The sequence below is a fragment of the Paracoccus marcusii genome (genome assembly GCF_006151785.1).
GTDB classification, from domain to species: domain Bacteria; phylum Pseudomonadota; class Alphaproteobacteria; order Rhodobacterales; family Rhodobacteraceae; genus Paracoccus; species Paracoccus marcusii.
Genome location: NZ_VDDD01000021.1, coordinates 17153 through 34647, shown reverse-complemented (window position 1 = coordinate 34647; position 17495 = coordinate 17153). Strand labels below are relative to the sequence as shown.

Below are 17495 nucleotides of genomic sequence, written 5' to 3'. Positions count from 1 at the left end.
GAAGGTTCACATGGCTCACTTCTCAGTGGAAATTATGCGCTTACCCGGCTCAGTTCTGGGTGGAAATCAACAGTCAGGATGCCCGCGAGGCGCCGTGCGGTTGCCGGACAGGCCGTTCCCAGACCGACCTGAAGGTGGAGGCTTTCGCAACCGATACGTGTGGGAATGCGACGGCGCCATGTGTAGATAGCGGCCCGGCGAAAGACAAAGTGTGCGATGCCCATTCGTGGCCCTCGAAGCTGGGGCGCGGTAGGTCTGGAGGACAGGCATGGAGGACATCGGTCCGATAGCGTGCCTGGCGGCTGCTACCTGCTTATCTTCCAATATTTTAGACGATGTTGGCTGGGGCGGTAGGATTCGAACCTACGGTACACGGTACCAAAAACCGATGCCTTACCACTTGGCCACGCCCCAACTGTGGAGGGTGATTACCCAAGCCCGCAGATGGGTGCAAGACGAAAAATGCAGAAATCTTGCCCCCGTCCCAAAGCCCCGGTATCGACGCGCCATGGAACACGCCGATATCGTCATTCTGGGGGCCGGGGCGGCCGGATTGTTCTGCGCAGGCTCTGCCGTCGCGCAGGGCAGGCGGGTCGTGGTGCTGGATCATGCGCCGACGCCCGCCGAAAAGATCCGCATTTCCGGCGGCGGGCGGTGCAATTTCACCAACCTCGCGACCGGGCCGGACCGTTTCCTGTCGGACAACCCGCGCTTCGCAGCCAGTGCCCTGGCGCGGTATCGTCCGCAGGCCTTCGTCGATCTGGTCGACCGGGCGGGAATCGCTTGGCACGAAAAGACCCAGGGCCAGCTGTTCTGTGACGGCAAGGCCACGCAGATCACCGACATGCTGCTGGACCGCATGGCCGGGGCGGACCTGCGCCTTGGCACGCGCATCGACGGCGTCAGCAAGGATGGTGATCGGTTCGTGGTCGCGACCTCCGGCGGGTCGATCAGCACGGGTCGGGTCGTCGTCGCGACGGGCGGAAAGTCGATTCCCAAGATCGGGGCGACGGGGCTGGGCTATGATCTGGCGCGCCAGTTCGGGTTGCGGCTTGTCGAAACGCGGCCCGCGCTGGTGCCGCTGACCTTTGCGGAACAGGATCTGGCGCTGTGCCGTCCGCTGGCCGGGCTGTCGGTCGAGGCGCGGATCACGCATGGCAGGGGCAGCTTTCGCGACGCGCTGCTGTTCACGCATCGCGGGCTGAGCGGCCCGGTGATCCTGCAGATCTCAAGCTTCTGGCAGGCGGGCGAGGTGCTGACCATCGATCTTGCGCCCGACCGCGACATCGCCGCCGACCTGAAGGCCGCACGCGGCGGCAAGGCGCAGGTGGCGACCGTCCTGGCCCAGATGCTGCCGGAACGCCTTGCGCAATCCGTGGCGGCGGACGCGGGCTTGGCACAGGCGCGGCTGGCCGATCAGCCGAACGCCCGGCTGGACGCGCTGGGCGCGCGCGTGAACCGGTGGCAGGTCCGACCCGTGGGGACCGAAGGCTATCGCACCGCCGAAGTCACCTTGGGCGGCGTGGATACCCGCGATCTGGACGCGCGGACCATGCAGGCGCGCCAAGTGCCCGGTCTGGCGTTCATCGGCGAATGCGTCGACGTGACGGGGTGGCTGGGCGGCTATAATTTTCAGTGGGCCTGGGCGTCAGCGGATGCCGCCGGGCGCGCCGCCTAGGTCCGTGGCGTCGGGCTGAGCAGGTCGCGCCCGTCATCGATGCGACCCCGTTCGACCATCTCCTCGAACGCGGCGTCGGGGTTCAGGTCGGACAGGCGCGCATCGGCGGGGCGTGAGGGGCGGGCAGGGCTTGGACGCGCCTCCGCCTCGGGCTGTTCCAGGCGGATGCGGTGGACGGGTTCCGGCACCAGATAGCCCTTGCTGTCCAGCGCATGGCGCAGCAGGCGAAACGCCTCTCCGCGCGCCAGGTCGAAATCGGTGCCGTCCTGCGAGACCCACCCCCCGGCGCGGATGACCACGTGATCCGGCCCCTGGGCATCCAGCCAGGCAACGGGTTCGGGACGCTTCAGCACGAAATCCATCCCCGCCAGCGCCCTGAGCACCAGATCGCGCGCGCGGCCCAGATCGGCGCCGGGGTCGATGGTCAGGTCGACCATGAACCGGCGTTCGGGGTTGCGCGTGTAATTGGTCAGGACGGCCTTGTAGATGATCTGGTTCGGGATGCGGATGTGATTGCCGTCCAGCGTCAGCAGGGTGGTGCCGCGGCTGGTCAGGCGGATCACCCGACCGCGCAGGCCGTTCACTTCGATCAGGTCGTTCGGGTTGAAGGGTTGGCGCAGCGACAGCAGCATCGTGGCCACGAATCCTTCGATCGTATCGCGGGCGGCAAAGGACAGCGACAGGCCGAAGATACCCGCCGCACCCAGCAATGTCCCCAACAGAGCCCGCGCGCCCATCAGGTCCAGCGCCACGACAAGCGCCACGATCCATGCGGTCAGCCGGATCGTCTGCGCCAGAAATCCGGCGATGAAGGGGTTCGGTGCGATCCCCGACAGGGTTCGTTCTCGCCGCGACAACCAGCCGCCGGCCAGCACGATTATCGCCCCCACGGCCAGGCCCAGTGCCATGAAGGGCAGGCCCGCGATGACCGCGGTCAGGCGTGACTGAAACCTGTCGCGGACCGAGACCAGCCGCGTGCCCAGGTCTGTAGACAGGGTAACCTGATCCTCGATCGCGACGACCCCCTCGACGCGCGCCAGCAGCGATTCAAGGCGCGAGATGGTCTGCTGTTCGGTCACCTCGCCGACCAGCGTCACGATCCCCGCATCGACGCTGGCACGGACGCCATCGAATTCAGGGACTTGCGCGAGGATGCTGGAAATCCTCGACAGGATTGCCAGGTCCGTCGCCCGATTGTCATGTGTCGAGATTGCGCCGCTTGGCGTCGACGGTGCTGACGGATCGGCGACTTGGGCGGCCACGGGGGCCGCCAGTGCCAACAGGATCAGCAGAACGCGGATCATGCCGGGAGCGGGTCGGCCTTTGCCAGCCGGTCGAAGGCCATCAGCGATGCGATCAGCGCGGGCATACGGTCCAGCGGGATCATGTTCGGCCCGTCGGACGGCGCGATGTCGGGGGCTTCGTGCGTTTCGATGAAGACGCCGGCCACGCCCAAAGCCACCGCGGCCCGTGCCATGACCGGGGCGAATTCACGTTGTCCGCCAGAACTGCCGCCCTGACCGCCCGGCTGCTGGACCGAATGGGTCGCGTCCATGATCACCGGATAGCCGGTCCGCGCCATGATCGGCAGCGACCGCATGTCGGCCACCAAGGTGTTATAGCCGAAGCTGGCCCCGCGTTCGGTCAGCAGGATGTTTTCGTTCCCGGTCGAGGCGACCTTGTCCGCGACGTTGGGCATGTCCCAAGGGGCCAGGAACTGACCCTTCTTGATGTTGACCACCGCGCCGGTGCGGCCCGCGGTCAGCAGCAGATCGGTCTGGCGGCACAGAAAGGCGGGGATCTGGATCACGTCGACGACCTGCGCGGCGCGCACCGCCTGGTCCGCGTCATGGATGTCGGTCAGCACGGGGCAGCCGAACCGATCGCGGACCGCGGCCAGGATCTCCAGCCCCTCCTCGATGCCTAAGCCGCGGCGACCCGACAAAGAGGTGCGGTTCGCCTTGTCATAGCTGGCCTTGAAGACGAAGGACGCCCCGGCATCGGCACAGGCCTTGGCCATCACTTCGGCGATCATCAGCGCGTGGTCCAGGCTTTCCAGCTGGCAGGGTCCGGCGATCACCGTCAGCGGCAGGTCGTTGCCGCAAGTGATCGAACCGATGGGGATATGCTTGGCAGTCGTCATGTCGATACCTGTTCGCGTAGGATGGAGGCCGTCAGCGACAGCATCAGATAGATACCCGAAAACACCAGGAATGCCACCAGGGTGTTCTGGAACGCGCGGGGATAGGTGGCCTCATCCGGCGGGATGGGCGCGATGGACAGCGACAGATAGCGGACCTGCTTATTCGCCTCGATGCGCGCGGTTTCCATCTGGGCGGCGGCGGCGGCCAGCATTTCCTGGCGCGTCAGCATCTCGGCCTCGGCAACGCGCAGCTCTCCGCCGATGGCGGCCAGAGAGTTGCGGGTGTCGTTGCCCTGCGTCAGCTGCTGGCGGGTCTGCGTGATCAGGTCGCGCAGGCGGGCGATGTCGCCCTCCACCGCATCGACGCGGCTTTGCAGGGGGCGGGCATTCGACTGCAACTGGCCCAGTTCCAGCTGCTTTTCGGCCAGTTGGCCCTCCAGCATGCTGACCTGCGCCATGACCACGCCGCTTTCCGCGACGGGGTCCAGGACGCCCAGCCTCTCCTGCAACTCCTGGACGCGAAGCTGGGCGGCCAGCATCTTCTCCTCGGCGTCCTGATAGGTCTCGCGCGCGCCGTCCATCTGGTCGGAGCGCATGCGTGAGGTCAGGGCGTCAACAAGCTGTTCCGCATAGGAAATCAGCGCGCGCGAGAACTGTTCGCTTAGCTGCGGGTCGGGCGCGATGACCTCCATGTTCAGCACGCCTTCGGTCGGGTCATAGCCGATCTTGACGGAATCCTTGTACAGGCTGAACGTGGCCTCGTTCGTGGCATCCGCGGGCAGGCGCTTGATCGCATCGACCGACGGGTCCTGGAAGGCGCGCCGGAAGCCCAGATCCTCGTCCAGCCGCAGCATCGCGTCGCGCGATGTCAGATAGCTTTGCACCGCGACCGCGTCCTGGTTCGTGCCCAGGCCCGACCCGCCCAGCATCCCGCTGAGCCCGCTGGCGCCGGATCCGCTTTCGGCCGACTGGATCTGGAACTGCGATACCGTCGCGTAAAGCGGAGAGGCATAGCGGCCGTAATAGATGCCGACCAGTGCGGTCGGCAGGAACACGAACAGCGCCAGCCGCATCGCCAGCATTGCCATGCGGCGGCGGCGGCGGCGGGCCAGGTCGCGCTGGATGCGATAGATTTCGGCGGCGCGCTTTTCTTCGGTCAGTTCCTCGCGGGACGGCAGGGCGGGGCGGCCGGGGGGCGCCGGGCTGCGGTCGGGTAGGATCGACGGCACGGGGGCCTGCCGCACGGCGGGCGCGTTGGGTGAGGGGGCGGCCTGCGCGCGCGTGCCCTCCGACGACAGGATGCTGCCGACGGCGGTGCGATGGGACGGATCGATCCCCCGCTCGCGCAGACGAAGCACGGCCTCCTCGGCCGAGGAAACCTCGATCTGGTGCAGGGCGGCGATGCGCTTGGCGATGCGCAGCTGGCGTTCGGTCAGCTTCTCCGCGCGGATGGCGGCCAGTCGCGCCTCCATGTCGCCAGAATCCGCAGGGGGGGCGGCCGGCATGTCCTTTTCGGGGGACGGCGCTGCGGGCTTGGTCAGGCGAAAATCACCCAGGCCGTCGTCGATCGGTTCGGTGGCCAGGAACCGTTCCAGCCGCGCCTGGCGTTCGGACGCGTCAGAGGCGGGGGCATCGCTGCGGCGCGCGACCTCCAACCGAGGCGGCGCGGGGCTGTCCGATGCGATCGGTTCCGCCGGCGGGGGCGTCTGGGGCGTGATCGAGGCCATCGCCTGCGTGTTGTACCGGCGCGCTTTAGGAGGTGTAGTCATAATATTGCTTGGCCTCGTCGAGGGTCTCGAACAGATACAGCCTGCCATCACGCAGGATCGCGGCGCGGTTGCAGAACTTCTCGATCGTGCTGGGCTGGTGGGACACGATCACCGTGGTCGCGGTCTGAAGCCGCTCGAACAGGACGCGACCGGCCTTCCGATTGAATTCCACATCCGTGGTCTGGGGCATGCCCTCGTCGATCAGGTAGATGTCGAAATCCAGCGCCAGCAGCAGCGAGAAGTTGAACCGTTGCCGCATGCCCGTGGAATAGGTGCCGACCGGCATGTCGAAATATTCGTGGATGTCGCACAGCCACCGCGTGAAGGCCGCGACGTAATCAGGGTCCAGCCCATAGATGCGCGCGATGTAACGCGCGTTCTCGTTGCCGGTGTGGCGCGTGACCAGGCCGCCCATGAACCCCAGGGGAAACGAGATGCGGCATTCGCGGCGGATCTTGCCTTCGTCGGGCTTTTCCAGCCCGCACATCATGTTCACCAGGGTGGTCTTGCCGGTGCCGTTGGGGGCCAGGATGCCAAGCGATTGCCCCAGCTCAACCCTGAACGAGGCCTGCTCGAGGATGATCTTGTGCTGCTTGCCGGTCCAGAAGGATTTGGACACATTGTCGAATTCAAGCATGGCCTTGTTATACCAACGCGTTTTGGCACGAGGCGTGCCATGCCGGGTGCCTCGACTGCCAAGGCGACATTAGGGTGGGGCGGACGGGGTGTCCAGTCTTGCCATCGGGCCCGATAATTTGTGATCTGACCAGCCTTATATCGCCGCAATTTCGCCATAAATGCGACGCATGTATGATCACGACGCCCCGCTGGCCGACCGTATCCGTGCCTGCAGGCTGTGCGCGGACCGCTTTGCCGTGACCGCCACGCGCCATGCGCCCCGACCGGTGGTCTGGTTCCGGCCGGGAACGCGGATCCTGATCGTGGGGCAGGCGCCGGGGGCGCGGGTCCATGACAGCGGGCGGCCCTTCACCGACCGTTCCGGCGACAGGCTGCGCGACTGGATGGGGGTGGAGCCGGACACCTTCTATGACCGCGACCGGATCTCGATCGTGCCGATGGCCTTCTGCTTTCCGGGTTACGACGCCAAGGGGTCGGACCTGCCGCCCCCGCCCATCTGCGCGGCGACGTGGCGGCGGCAGGTGATGGACCAGCTGAACCCGCAGCTGACCCTGCTGGTCGGCGGGCACGCGATGCGGTGGCATCTGGGCGCGCGCAACGTGACGCAGACCGTCCGGGACTGGCGCACCCATGCGCCGGCGGTGTTTCCGCTGCCCCATCCCAGCTGGCGCAACACCGGATGGCTGCGCGCCAATCCGTGGTTCGCGACCGACCTGCTGCCCGTGCTGCGGGACCGCGTGGCGACCCTGCTGGGCTGATCAAGGCCAGGTCCACGCCCAGGACGCTTTGTGGCCGTGCGGGCTTGTGTTTCGCACACGCATCCGTGACGATAAGACCATCCAGCGGGAACGCGCCTGTCATGCCTTCCCGCCAATCATCGTTAGGGAGACGCCGACATGGGTAAATTGAAACCGATCCTGCTGAGCACCGCCATGGCACTGGGTGCCACGCCGCTGATGGCGCAGGAAGAACAGTTCATCACCATCGGCACTGGCGGCCAGACGGGCGTCTATTACGTCGTGGGTCAGTCGATCTGCCGCTTGGTGAACCGCGACACGGCGACCACCGGCCTGCGCTGCACCGCGCCCGCGACCGGTGGATCCATCGACAACATCAACCAGATCCGGTCCGGCGGCATGACGATGGGCGTGGCCCAGTCCGACTGGCAGTTCCACGCCTATAACGGCAGCTCGGACTATGAGGGCGATGCCTTCACCGACCTGCGCGCCGTGTTCGCCGTCCACCCCGAGCCCTTCACCGTCGTTGCCCGCGCCGACAGCGGCGTCGAGACCTTTACCGACCTGGCAGGCAAGCGCGTCAACGTGGGCAACCCCGGTTCCGGATCGCGCGGCACGTTCGAGGTCGTCCTGGAGGCCATGGGCATGAGCATGGACGACTTTGCGCTGTCGTCGGAACTGCGCCCCGCCGAACAGTCGGCTGCCCTGGGCGACAACCAGGTCGATGCCATCAGCTATACCGTGGGCCATCCCAACGGTTCGATCCAGGAGGCAACCTCGACCGTGGACGCGACCCTGGTCGACGTGTCCGGCGAGGCGATCGACAAGCTGATCGCGGACAATCCGTTCTACTCCAAGGTCGTGATCCCTGGCGGTATGTATGCCGGCAACGACGACGACACCGAGACCTTCGGCGTCAAGGCGACCTTCGTGACCTCGGCCGCGATCCCGGACGAGACGGTGTACCAGGTCGTCAAGGCGGTCTTCGACAACTTCGATCGCTTCAAGGGTCTGCACCCGGCCTTCGCCTCGCTGACCCCCGAAGAAATGATCGCCGACGGCAACAGCGCGCCCCTGCACCCCGGTGCCGAGCGCTACTATCGCGAACAGGGCTGGATCCAGTAATCCAGGCCTGGCCGGGGCGGCCCCATCGGGCCGCCCTTCATCATGACCAACGAATAACAAGATGCATCGCAGGGGGTGCCGTGATGAGCGACGACGACAAGACCAGGGAACGCCAGCAGCAGGCCAGCGCGGTCGAGATGCAGGCGTCGGGCCACGGCGCCCTGACCCAGGAGGAACTGGACGAACTGGTCGCCTCGTCGGACACGGGCGCGCGCACTCCGCCGGGTTTCGTGGGCAAGCTGATCCTGGGGGTGGCCCTGTGCTGGTCGCTGTTCCAGCTGTGGATCGCCTCGCCGCTGCCCTTCATGCTGAACTTTGCCATCATCAGCGCCACGGATGCCCGCGCGGTCCATCTGGCCTTCGCGCTGTTTCTGGCTTTCATGGCCTATCCCGCTGAGAAGTCGCCTTTCCAGCTGGCCCTTGGTGTGTCGGTTCCGGTGATCCTGTCCGGGCTGTTCATTTATGGCGCGCCCGCCGCGATGCCGCTGTGGTGGCTGGCACTGGCCGGGGCGGGCGTCGTCGCGGCCGTGCTGCTGGGCAGCCCCAAGACCCGCGTTCCGCCATGGGAATGGTTGCTGGCGCTGGCCGGCGTGGTCGTCACCATGTACGTCTTTATCAACAGCGACGCGCTTGGCCGCCGGGTCGGCGCGCCGATCACCACGGACCTGATCGTGGCGGTCGTGGGCATCCTGCTGCTGCTGGAGGCCACGCGCCGCAGCCTTGGACCGGCCCTGATGATCGTGGCTACGGTGTTCCTGGCCTATACCTTCCTGGGCCCCTACATGCCGTCGATCATCGCGCATCGCGGCAATTCGCTGGCCGAGGTCGCCAACCACCAGTGGGTCACGACCGAAGGCGTGTTCGGCATCGCCCTTGGCGTGTCGACCAGCTTCGTGTTCCTGTTCGTGCTGTTCGGCGCGCTGTTGGACAAGGCGGGCGCGGGCAACTATTTCATCCAGGTCGCCTTTTCGCTGATGGGCCACCTGCGCGGCGGGCCTGCCAAGGCCGCCGTCGTCAGCAGCGCCATGACCGGCCTGATCTCGGGCTCGTCCATCGCCAACGTGGTCACCACGGGCACCTTCACCATTCCGCTGATGAAGAAGGTGGGCTTTTCCAGCGAAAAGGCCGGGGCGGTCGAGACCGCGTCGTCGGTCAACGGCCAGATCATGCCGCCCGTCATGGGCGCCGCGGCCTTCCTGATGGTCGAATATGTGGGCATTCCCTATTTCGACGTGGTCAAGCACGCCTTCCTGCCCGCCACGATCAGCTATATCGCACTGGTCTACATCGTGCATCTCGAGGCCATGAAGGCCGGGATGCAGGGCCTGCCACGTGCCTATACGCCGCCGCCGCTGCTGCGCCGGCTGATGTTCGCGGCCTTCCTGATCGCGGGCATCTGCGCGCTGTCGCTGGCGGTCTATTACCTGATGGGCTGGATCCGGCCCGCATTCGGTGCGGCCGCCCCCTACGTGGTGTTTGCCGTCCTGACGGCGGCCTATGTCGGCCTGCTGTGGGTCGCGTCGCGCGAGGAGCCGCTGCAGATCGACGATCCCAACGCGCCGGTGACGGAACTGCCGCTGCCGGGGCCGACGGTCCGGTCGGGTCTGCACTTCATCCTGCCGGTGGTCGTGCTGGTCTGGGCGCTGATGGTCGACCGCCTGTCGCCGGGCCTGTCGGCCTTCTGGGCCACCGCCTACATGATCTTCATCCTGCTGACGCAGCGACCGCTGATGGTGCTGCTGCGCGGGTCCGACCGCACCGGAAACGCCCGCACCGGGCGCGCATTGCGGGCCGGGTTCGACGATCTGGTGGACGGGCTTATCTCTGGCGCACGCAACATGATCGGCATCGGCATCGCCACGGCGACCGCGGGCATCATCGTGGGCGCGGTCAGTCAGACCGGCGTCGGATCGGCCCTGGCCGAAGTGGTCGAGGTCCTGTCGGGCGGCCATCTGCTGGCCATCCTTGGCCTGACCGCGGTCCTGTCGCTGATCCTGGGGATGGGTCTGCCCACGACGGCGAACTATATCGTCGTCTCGGCGCTGCTGGCGCCGGTCATCGTGACGCTTGGTCAGCAGAACGGGCTGATCGTGCCGCTGATCGCGGTGCACCTGTTCGTGTTCTATTTCGGCATCATGGCCGACGTGACCCCGCCCGTGGGCCTTGCATCCTTTGCCGCGGCCGCCGTGTCGGGAGGCGATCCGATCAAGACCGGGGTCGTCGCCTTCGGCTACAGCATGCGCACGGCGGTCCTGCCGTTCCTGTTCATCTTCAACACCGATCTGCTGCTGATCGACGTGGGCTGGGGGCAGGGGATCTTCGTCTTCATCACGGCGACCATCGCGATGCTGCTGTTCGCGGCCGCGACCCAGGGCTGGTTCCTGGTCCGCAGCAAGCTGTGGGAGACGGTCTTGCTGCTGGTGATCGCCTTTACCATCTTCCGACCCGGCTTCTTCTGGGGCTACGTCTTCCCGCCGTTCGAGGAGCGTTCGGGCGCGGAACTGGTCCAGGCGCTGGAGGACAGCGAGGTCGGCGACGGCCTGCGCCTGCGCATCGCCGGGCTGAACGACATCGGCAACCCTGTCGAGTTCACGGCCCTGCTGCCCGTCCCCGAAGGCGCCACCGGAGAGGAACGGCTGGAGGCCGCGGGCATCACCCTGATCCAGGACGGTGATCGCACGCTGATCGATAACGTGGCGTTCGACAGCCCGGCGCAGGCGGCGGGGCTGGACTGGGATCAAACCGTGCTTGCCGTGAACGCCCCGGCGGCGGCGCCGTCGCGGTACTGGATCTATATCCCGGCCTTCCTGCTGATGGGGCTGGTGATCTGGTCGCAGCGTCGGCGCGAGACGCGCCCCCAACCCGTGAAAGGACCGCGCCATGCATGACGTCGTGCTGCTGCCGATCGACCTTCAGCATCCCGAAAGCTGGGAAAAGGCCCTGCCGGCCGCGATGCGGCTGGCGGGGGACCAGGGCGTGATCCACCTGCTGGGGATCGTGCATGATTTCGGCAGCTCGATGGTGGCGACCTTCCTGCCCAAGGGGTACGAACAGAAGGCCCTGCAGAAGATGAAGGGCGCGCTGGACGATTTCGCCAGCCAGCATTTCCCCGACCAGTCGCGCGTGCAGGTGAATGTCGGCCACGGGCATGTGGCCGAGACGATCCTCAAGGCCGCGGCCCGGCACAAGGCGGACCTGATCGTGATGGCCAGCGACAAGCCGGACGAGCTGCGCAGCATCCTGGTCAGCCGCGATGCCAACGCCGTCGTGCGCCATTCGCCGGTCTCGGTCATGGTGGTGCGCTAGGACATGAAGACCGACCTTCAGATCGCGCGCGCCGCGACCAAGCGGCCGATCAACGACATCGCCGCCCGTCTTGGTCTGACCCCCGACCAGATTTTGCCCTATGGCCATGACAAGGCCAAGATCACCCATGACGCGCTGGCCGGTCTAAGCGGGCCCGAAGGACGCCTGATCCTGGTCACCGCCATCAACCCGACCCCTGCGGGAGAGGGCAAGACCACCACGACCGTGGGTCTGGGCGATGCGCTGAACCGGATCGGCCACCGTGCCACCATCTGCATCCGCGAGGCCAGCCTGGGCCCGAACTTCGGCATGAAGGGCGGGGCGGCCGGGGGCGGGCGCGCGCAGATCGTGCCGATGGAGGAGATGAACCTTCACTTCACCGGCGATTTCCATGCCATCACCTCGGCCCACAATCTGCTGGCCGCGATGATCGACAACCACATCCACTGGGGCAATGCGCTTGACCTGGACACGCGCCGCATCACCTGGCGGCGGGTCATGGACATGAACGACCGCGCGCTGCGTGATGTGGTCGTGGGGCTGGGCGGTCCGGCGAACGGGTTTTCGCGCCAGACCGGTTTCGACATCACCGTCGCGTCCGAGGTGATGGCGATCCTGTGCCTGTCCCGCGATCTGCCCGATCTGCAGGATCGGCTTGGCCGGATCGTCGTGGGCTATACCCGCGACCGCCAACCCGTCACCGCCCGCGATCTGCAGGCGGACGGCGCGATGACCGTCCTTCTGAAGGACGCGTTGCAGCCGAACCTGGTCCAGACGCTGGAGAACAACCCGGCGCTGGTTCATGGCGGCCCCTTCGCCAATATCGCCCATGGCTGCAACAGCGTCATTGCGACCCGCGCCGCCCTGCGCCTGTCCGATTACGTGGTGACCGAAGCGGGCTTCGGCGCCGATCTGGGGGCCGAGAAGTTCCTGAACATCAAGTGCCGCCTTGCGGGGCTTGCGCCGGCGGCCGTCGTGCTGGTGGCCACGGTGCGGGCGCTGAAGATGAACGGCGGCGTGGCCAAGGCCGATCTGGCGGCGGAAGACGTCGCGGCGGTCACCGCGGGCTGCGCCAATCTGGGCCGGCACATCGAGAACATCCGCAGCTTTGGCCTGCCGGTCGTCGTGGCGTTGAACCATTTCGATGGCGACACCCCGGCCGAGATCGCGGCCCTGCAGGACTACTGCGCCGAACAGGGGGTGCAGGCCATCCTGGCGCGGCACTGGGCCATGGGTGGCGCCGGTGCCGAGGATCTGGCCCGCGCGGTCGTCGCCCTGGCGGAACAGCCTGCGGCATTCGCGCCGCTTTACCCCGACGCGATGCCGCTGTGGGACAAGATCCAGACGGTCTGCACCCATATCCACCGCGCCGCGCAGGTCGAACCCGGTCCCGGCGTCCTGGATCAACTGGCCGCCTGGCAGGCGGCGGGCCATGGGCATATGCCGGTCTGCATCGCCAAGACGCAGTACAGCTTTTCGACCGATCCGGACCTGCGCGGCGCGCCCACCGGGCATGTCATCCCGGTGCGAGAGGTGCGGCTTAACGCGGGCGCGGGCTTTGTCGTGGCGATCTGCGGGCAGATCATGACCATGCCGGGCCTGCCGCGCCATCCTGCAGCCGAGGTCATCCGGCTGGACGATCTGGGACAGGTCGAGGGGTTGTTCTGACCCGATCAGGCGGCGGCCACTTCCTTGGCTTCCGGTTCGAACAGGCGGGACAGCAGGGTCAGGCGATCCAGGCTGTCCAGCATCCGGGGCAGGGGCGCATCCTGCGTCAGCGCCTCTACGCACAGGCGGCGGGTCATGGCGCGGACCGCGGGGCTGGCCGGGCCGTCTGCGTGATGCTGCGCGATGCGGGCGCAGTCGGTGAAGGCCGCGACGTCACCGGCCAGCGCGGCGCGGTCCCACAGCCGCATCACGGCATCCGGCAGGGGGGTCGCGATGGCCACGATGCGCCCGGTCAGCCATGCGGCCTCGGGTCCGTCCAGGCCGGATGGGCGGTCACCGTGACGCGTCAGGCCAAGCCATGCGCGCAGATGCCGGGCCGCGACCGCGTCGCGAAAGCAGATGCGCCCCAATCGGGTCAGGTCATCGGGCATCGCCTGGCGCGAGGGGGACAGGCGGGCGAACCAGTTCTCTCCGGTCGCGCGGGTCAGGCTGGTTGCCGCGTGCAGGGCCTGCGCCTTGGGGATGTCCATCGCGGCGATCCGGTCGGCCAGCTGGCGGGCGGTGGTCTGGACGGGATGGGGCTGCAGCCAGACGGGCGCGGGACCGCGCCAGCGTTTCCACGCCGCCATGTGCAGCGCCATCGCCACATGGACCGTCGGCTGGACCGCATCCGCGAATGTCTGGTCCGCGGTGGCAAAACCCAGCCTGACGGGAAATGATCCGTCGGGCCGCTGGACTTGGATCAGGTCGGAAAGCATGTCCGCCACCGGGTGGTCGTCGTCCAGCAGCCGCAGGCAGAACGCGATCCGGGCAACCGACCCCGTGCATCCCGCGCCCTGTGCCCAGGTTGCCAGCATTCTCAGGTGGTCGAAGATCAGCGTATAGGCGCGCGGGTGGGACAGGCGGGGACGCCGCGCGCCATGATGATAAAGCTGCATCAGCAGCTGCGCCACCTGTGCCACGTGATCGGGGGTGATCGAGGTCGGGGGCGTGGTCAGCACGGCCTCGGCCTCTGCCAGCAGGACGGGCTCGTCGGACAGCGCCAACCTGTGCGGCAGGGGCAGGGCGGGGTCGTCGGCCAGCGCCTCGCAGGCCAGCTGCCACAGGGGGTCCATCTGGGCGACCAGACCGCCCGCCAGCGTCAGGCGGACCAGCGCATCGTCCCGCGCGCCGTCAAGAACGCGCAAGGCGCCCTGGCGAACCAGATCGGGCGTCAGGCGACGCAGCACGATCACCTCGATCGGCGAGATGCGCCCGCGCAGGCCCGACAGCACCGGCGCGACCTGTCCCACCAGCGCCAGCGCACCGATGTCGGGATGATCCAGCGGGCAGGGATCGGGCAGGGCCATGATGCGCTGGCGCAGCCATTCAAGGCCGCGGTTGGACAGCAGCCGCATCAATTGGTCCCATGATCCGTCCATCTGCGCCCTCGTCCGTTTCGCGGTTGATCATGCGACAAGGACGCGCGGGTTCAAGAACCGGATGCAGACAATTCGTGCCATTGGCGGCATGATGCCGGGAATTGCGTCGGACGCGCGCGCAGGATAAAGCGGCGGCATGACAAACCGCCCCCAGCTTCCACCCGAAATCGCCCGCCGCCGGACCTTTGCGATCATCTCGCATCCCGATGCCGGCAAGACAACGCTGACAGAGAAGTTCCTGCTGTACGGTGGCGCCATCCAGATGGCCGGGCAGGTGCGCGCAAAGGGCGAGGCGCGGCGCACGCGGTCGGATTTCATGAAGATGGAGCAGGATCGCGGCATCTCGGTGTCCGCGTCGGCGATGTCGTTCGATTTTGACGGACATCGCTTCAACCTGGTGGATACGCCGGGCCACAGCGACTTTTCCGAGGATACCTATCGCACGCTGACCGCGGTGGATGCGGCGATCATGGTCATCGACGGGGCCAAGGGCGTCGAATCGCAGACCCGCAAGCTGTTCGAGGTCTGCCGCCTGCGCGATCTGCCGATCCTGACCTTCTGCAACAAGATGGACCGCGAATCCCGCGACACGTTCGAGATCATCGACGAGATCCAGGAAAACCTGGCCATCGACGTGGCGCCGGCATCCTGGCCGATCGGCGTGGGGCGAGAGTTCATCGGCTGCTATGACATGCTGGGCGACCGGCTGGAGCTGATGGACCGGGCCGACCGCAACAAGGTGGCGCAGTCGATCTCGATGAGGGGGCTGGACGACCCGCGGCTGGCCGATCACGTTCCCGCCGATCTGCTGGCCAAGCTGCGCGAGGAGGTCGAGATGGCCCGCGAGTTGCTGCCGACCTTCGACCAGCGGTCGTTCCTGGAGGGGCATATGACGCCCATTTGGTTCGGCAGCGCGATCAACAGCTTTGGCGTGCAGGAGTTGATGCAGGGCATCAGCACCTATGGCCCGCCGCCGCAGCCCCAGAACAGCGCCGAGCGCGAGATTTCCCCGGACGAGAACACCGTGACGGGCTTCGTGTTCAAGGTTCAGGCCAACATGGATCCCAAGCACCGCGACCGCGTGGCTTTCGTTCGGCTGGCATCGGGACATTTCGAACGTGGCATGAAGATGGTCCACGTCCGCACGAAGAAACCGATGGCGGTGTCGAACCCGGTGCTGTTCTTGGCCGCCGACCGCGAACTGGCCGAGGAGGCCTGGGCCGGCGACATCATCGGCATTCCGAACCATGGCCAGCTGCGCATCGGCGACGCCCTGACCGAGGGAGAGACGTTGCGTTTCACGGGCATTCCGTCATTCGCGCCCGAGCTGCTGCAGACGGTGCGCGCGACGGACCCGATGAAGGCCAAGCATCTGGAAAAGGCGCTGATGCAGTTCGCCGAGGAGGGGGCCGCCAAGGTCTTCAAGCCCGCGATCGGATCGGGCTTCATTGTGGGCGTCGTGGGCGCGCTGCAATTCGAGGTGCTGGCCAGCCGGATCGAGCTGGAATACGGCATCCCGGTGCGGTTCGAGGGTAGCCAGTTCACCAGCGCCCGTTGGGTCAGTGGCGCCAAATCAGTGGTCGATGCCTTCTCCGAAACGAACAAGGCGCATCTGGCCCATGACCATGACGGCGATCTGGTCTATCTGACCCGCCTGCAATGGGACATCGACCGGATCGGTCGCGATCACCCGGACCTGAGGCTGACCGCGACCAAGGAGATGATGGTCTAGCGCCGCGTCTCCTGACCGAAGGCCATGCCGTCCAACTCCTGCCCGGTCTCGTCGACCGGGTGGCACCAGACGGTGAAGTCCAACAACTGATGCGCGCCAAAGCTGGCCAGCATCGCCACATCGGCCGCATCGCGACCCCGTGCGACGGCGACGCGGCCAAGGCGGCGTCCGTTGTTGCGCGGGTCGAACGTCCACCAGCGGCCAGATAGGTAGACCTCGATCCAGGCGGCGAAATCCATCGGCGCGTCGACCTTGGGCACGCCGATATCGCCGACATAGCCGTTCACATAGCGGGCCGGGATGTTCAGCGCCCGCAGATAGGCCAGCGCCAAGTGCGCGAAATCGCGGCAGACGGCCATGCCGCCCTTGCTGGCATCATGCGCGGTCCGAAACACCGACGCCGTGCCGTAATCGAATGTCAGCACCTTGTGACCGTGGTCCAGCACTGCTTGGACACGGCCCCAGCCCGGCTGCAGATGACCGAACAGGTCCCAAGCCTGTTGGGACAGGACGTCGCTTTCGACATAGCGGGACGCCATCAGGTAGATCAGCGCATCATCGGGCAGATCCTCGACCCGCGTCTCTTGGGCCGCGAAATCGACATCGTCCCACATTTCGTCGTCATTCAGGGTCACATCGCCACGAAGGACAAATTCGCCCACAGGGGCGACCATGCGGCGGCAGATGTTTCCGAACAGGTCGCGGTACTCATGCACGTCGACATGAGGAACGGTCGTGACCTGTTCGGGGGCTGTGAAATCGTCGTGCCGTGCCGCCTCGGGGGCGACAAGGCAGATGAGGGGGGTCGGCTGCTCGACCTTGATACGGAACTCGTGACCGACCCGGACGCGCATCAGGAAACCGATGCGTCCATCGTGATTTCGGCATTCAGCAGCTTGCTGATCGGGCAGCCTTCCTTGGCCTTTTCGGCGACTTCGAGGATCTTCGCCTGATCCGCATCAGCGGTGATGGTCGTGGTCAGGTGGGCCTTCTTGACGGCGAAACCGTCGCCTTCCTTGTCCATTGAGATGTCGGACTTGGTCTTGATCGACACGCCCGAGATGCCTTCCTGCTCCAGCATCATCGCCAGCGCCATCGAGAAGCACGATGCATGCGCGGCGCCAATCAGTTCCTCGGGGTTGGTGCCGGGCTTGTCCTCGAAGCGGGTGTTGAAGCCGTAGGGCTGCGCCGACAGCGCGCCCGACTTGGTCGAGACCTGGCCCTTGCCCTCTTTCAGGCCGCCAGTCCATTCAGCCGATCCGGTGCGGGTAATCATG

The 17495-nt window shown here is 66.6% G+C and carries 15 protein-coding genes and 1 tRNA gene; 7 read left to right on the top strand and 9 right to left on the bottom strand.

The window, feature by feature from the left end; translation table 11 throughout:
- Positions 1 to 32: 32 nt before the first annotated feature.
- A complete protein-coding gene (locus FHD68_RS19845; RefSeq protein ID WP_371705513.1) occupies positions 33 to 224 on the bottom strand; it encodes a DUF6538 domain-containing protein in 192 nt (63 codons plus the stop codon).
- Between the two features lie 115 nt (positions 225 to 339).
- Positions 340 to 414: transfer RNA gene (locus FHD68_RS05460), tRNA-Gln, on the bottom strand.
- Positions 415 to 508: 94 nt separating this feature from the next.
- Between FHD68_RS05460 and FHD68_RS05455 the strand changes: the two genes are divergently transcribed.
- A complete protein-coding gene (locus FHD68_RS05455) occupies positions 509 to 1678 on the top strand; it encodes a BaiN/RdsA family NAD(P)/FAD-dependent oxidoreductase (RefSeq protein ID WP_127898726.1) in 1170 nt (389 codons plus the stop codon).
- On the opposite strand, the gene FHD68_RS05450 is transcribed toward FHD68_RS05455, so the two are convergent.
- The 4 genes from FHD68_RS05450 to FHD68_RS05435 are packed head-to-tail and all read right to left on the bottom strand — an operon-like array spanning position 1675 to position 6227.
- Complete coding sequence (locus FHD68_RS05450) at positions 1675 to 2982, bottom strand: mechanosensitive ion channel family protein (protein ID WP_127898725.1); 1308 nt, start codon at positions 2980 to 2982, stop codon at positions 1675 to 1677. The genes FHD68_RS05455 and FHD68_RS05450 overlap by 4 nt on opposite strands.
- The gene (kdsA, locus tag FHD68_RS05445) at positions 2979 to 3821 is read right to left on the bottom strand and encodes a 3-deoxy-8-phosphooctulonate synthase (RefSeq protein WP_127898724.1); all 843 of its coding nucleotides are present in this window, start codon (positions 3819 to 3821) and stop codon (positions 2979 to 2981) included. The genes FHD68_RS05450 and kdsA overlap by 4 nt, the downstream gene beginning before the upstream one ends.
- The gene (locus FHD68_RS05440) at positions 3818 to 5548 is read right to left on the bottom strand and encodes a KpsE/RkpR family capsule polysaccharide export protein (RefSeq protein WP_139085346.1); all 1731 of its coding nucleotides are present in this window, start codon (positions 5546 to 5548) and stop codon (positions 3818 to 3820) included. The genes kdsA and FHD68_RS05440 overlap by 4 nt, the downstream gene beginning before the upstream one ends.
- A gap of 25 nt (positions 5549 to 5573) precedes the next feature.
- Positions 5574 to 6227 (bottom strand): ABC transporter ATP-binding protein, encoded by a 654-nt coding sequence (locus FHD68_RS05435; protein WP_045981699.1) that lies wholly within the window; start codon positions 6225 to 6227, stop codon positions 5574 to 5576.
- Between the two features lie 160 nt (positions 6228 to 6387).
- Between FHD68_RS05435 and FHD68_RS05430 the strand changes: the two genes are divergently transcribed.
- From FHD68_RS05430 to FHD68_RS05410, 5 genes are all read left to right on the top strand, one after another.
- A complete protein-coding gene (locus FHD68_RS05430; RefSeq protein WP_244297763.1) occupies positions 6388 to 6987 on the top strand; it encodes a uracil-DNA glycosylase family protein in 600 nt (199 codons plus the stop codon).
- Positions 6988 to 7125: 138 nt separating this feature from the next.
- Positions 7126 to 8091 carry a TAXI family TRAP transporter solute-binding subunit gene (locus FHD68_RS05425; RefSeq protein ID WP_139085344.1) on the top strand — a complete coding sequence of 322 codons (966 nt, stop codon included), beginning with the start codon at positions 7126 to 7128 and terminating at the stop codon, positions 8089 to 8091.
- A gap of 83 nt (positions 8092 to 8174) precedes the next feature.
- Positions 8175 to 10979: a TRAP transporter permease gene (locus FHD68_RS05420; RefSeq protein ID WP_127898720.1), complete on the top strand. Its 2805-nt coding sequence runs from the start codon at positions 8175 to 8177 to the stop codon at positions 10977 to 10979.
- Positions 10972 to 11397 (top strand): universal stress protein, encoded by a 426-nt coding sequence (locus FHD68_RS05415; RefSeq protein ID WP_139085342.1) that lies wholly within the window; start codon positions 10972 to 10974, stop codon positions 11395 to 11397. Before FHD68_RS05420 ends, FHD68_RS05415 begins: the two co-directional genes overlap by 8 nt.
- A gap of 3 nt (positions 11398 to 11400) precedes the next feature.
- A complete protein-coding gene (locus FHD68_RS05410) occupies positions 11401 to 13065 on the top strand; it encodes a formate--tetrahydrofolate ligase (RefSeq protein WP_127898718.1) in 1665 nt (554 codons plus the stop codon).
- A gap of 5 nt (positions 13066 to 13070) precedes the next feature.
- On the opposite strand, the gene FHD68_RS05405 is transcribed toward FHD68_RS05410, so the two are convergent.
- The gene (locus tag FHD68_RS05405; protein ID WP_127898717.1) at positions 13071 to 14462 is read right to left on the bottom strand and encodes a hypothetical protein; all 1392 of its coding nucleotides are present in this window, start codon (positions 14460 to 14462) and stop codon (positions 13071 to 13073) included.
- Positions 14463 to 14622: 160 nt separating this feature from the next.
- On the opposite strand from FHD68_RS05405, the gene FHD68_RS05400 reads away from it, so the two are divergent.
- Positions 14623 to 16218 (top strand): peptide chain release factor 3, encoded by a 1596-nt coding sequence (locus FHD68_RS05400; RefSeq protein WP_127898716.1) that lies wholly within the window; start codon positions 14623 to 14625, stop codon positions 16216 to 16218.
- On the opposite strand, the gene FHD68_RS05395 is transcribed toward FHD68_RS05400, so the two are convergent.
- Both FHD68_RS05395 and FHD68_RS05390 read right to left on the bottom strand, forming a co-directional pair.
- The gene (locus tag FHD68_RS05395; protein WP_127898715.1) at positions 16215 to 17072 is read right to left on the bottom strand and encodes a transglutaminase-like domain-containing protein; all 858 of its coding nucleotides are present in this window, start codon (positions 17070 to 17072) and stop codon (positions 16215 to 16217) included. The genes FHD68_RS05400 and FHD68_RS05395 overlap by 4 nt on opposite strands.
- Positions 17072 to 17494 carry an OsmC family protein gene (locus tag FHD68_RS05390; RefSeq protein WP_045999588.1) on the bottom strand — a complete coding sequence of 141 codons (423 nt, stop codon included), beginning with the start codon at positions 17492 to 17494 and terminating at the stop codon, positions 17072 to 17074. Before FHD68_RS05390 ends, FHD68_RS05395 begins: the two co-directional genes overlap by 1 nt.
- Position 17495 lies beyond the last annotated feature (1 nt).

What these genes read in the sequence shown, in the direction of transcription:
- FHD68_RS19845 (WP_371705513.1), bottom strand. Translation starts at nt 224, where the DNA reads ATGGGCATCGCACACTTTGTCTTTCGCCGGGCCGCTATCTACACATGG.
- FHD68_RS05455 (WP_127898726.1), top strand. Translation starts at nt 509, where the DNA reads ATGGAACACGCCGATATCGTCATTCTGGGGGCCGGGGCGGCCGGATTG.
- FHD68_RS05450 (WP_127898725.1), bottom strand. Translation starts at nt 2,982, where the DNA reads ATGATCCGCGTTCTGCTGATCCTGTTGGCACTGGCGGCCCCCGTGGCC.
- kdsA (WP_127898724.1), bottom strand. Translation starts at nt 3,821, where the DNA reads ATGACGACTGCCAAGCATATCCCCATCGGTTCGATCACTTGCGGCAAC.
- FHD68_RS05440 (WP_139085346.1), bottom strand. Translation starts at nt 5,548, where the DNA reads ATGGCCTCGATCACGCCCCAGACGCCCCCGCCGGCGGAACCGATCGCA.
- FHD68_RS05435 (WP_045981699.1), bottom strand. Translation starts at nt 6,227, where the DNA reads ATGCTTGAATTCGACAATGTGTCCAAATCCTTCTGGACCGGCAAGCAG.
- FHD68_RS05430 (WP_244297763.1), top strand. Translation starts at nt 6,388, where the DNA reads ATGCGACGCATGTATGATCACGACGCCCCGCTGGCCGACCGTATCCGT.
- FHD68_RS05425 (WP_139085344.1), top strand. Translation starts at nt 7,126, where the DNA reads ATGGGTAAATTGAAACCGATCCTGCTGAGCACCGCCATGGCACTGGGT.
- FHD68_RS05420 (WP_127898720.1), top strand. Translation starts at nt 8,175, where the DNA reads ATGAGCGACGACGACAAGACCAGGGAACGCCAGCAGCAGGCCAGCGCG.
- FHD68_RS05415 (WP_139085342.1), top strand. Translation starts at nt 10,972, where the DNA reads ATGCATGACGTCGTGCTGCTGCCGATCGACCTTCAGCATCCCGAAAGC.
- FHD68_RS05410 (WP_127898718.1), top strand. Translation starts at nt 11,401, where the DNA reads ATGAAGACCGACCTTCAGATCGCGCGCGCCGCGACCAAGCGGCCGATC.
- FHD68_RS05405 (WP_127898717.1), bottom strand. Translation starts at nt 14,462, where the DNA reads ATGCGGCTGCTGTCCAACCGCGGCCTTGAATGGCTGCGCCAGCGCATC.
- FHD68_RS05400 (WP_127898716.1), top strand. Translation starts at nt 14,623, where the DNA reads ATGACAAACCGCCCCCAGCTTCCACCCGAAATCGCCCGCCGCCGGACC.
- FHD68_RS05395 (WP_127898715.1), bottom strand. Translation starts at nt 17,072, where the DNA reads ATGCGCGTCCGGGTCGGTCACGAGTTCCGTATCAAGGTCGAGCAGCCG.
- FHD68_RS05390 (WP_045999588.1), bottom strand. Translation starts at nt 17,494, where the DNA reads ATGATTACCCGCACCGGATCGGCTGAATGGACTGGCGGCCTGAAAGAG.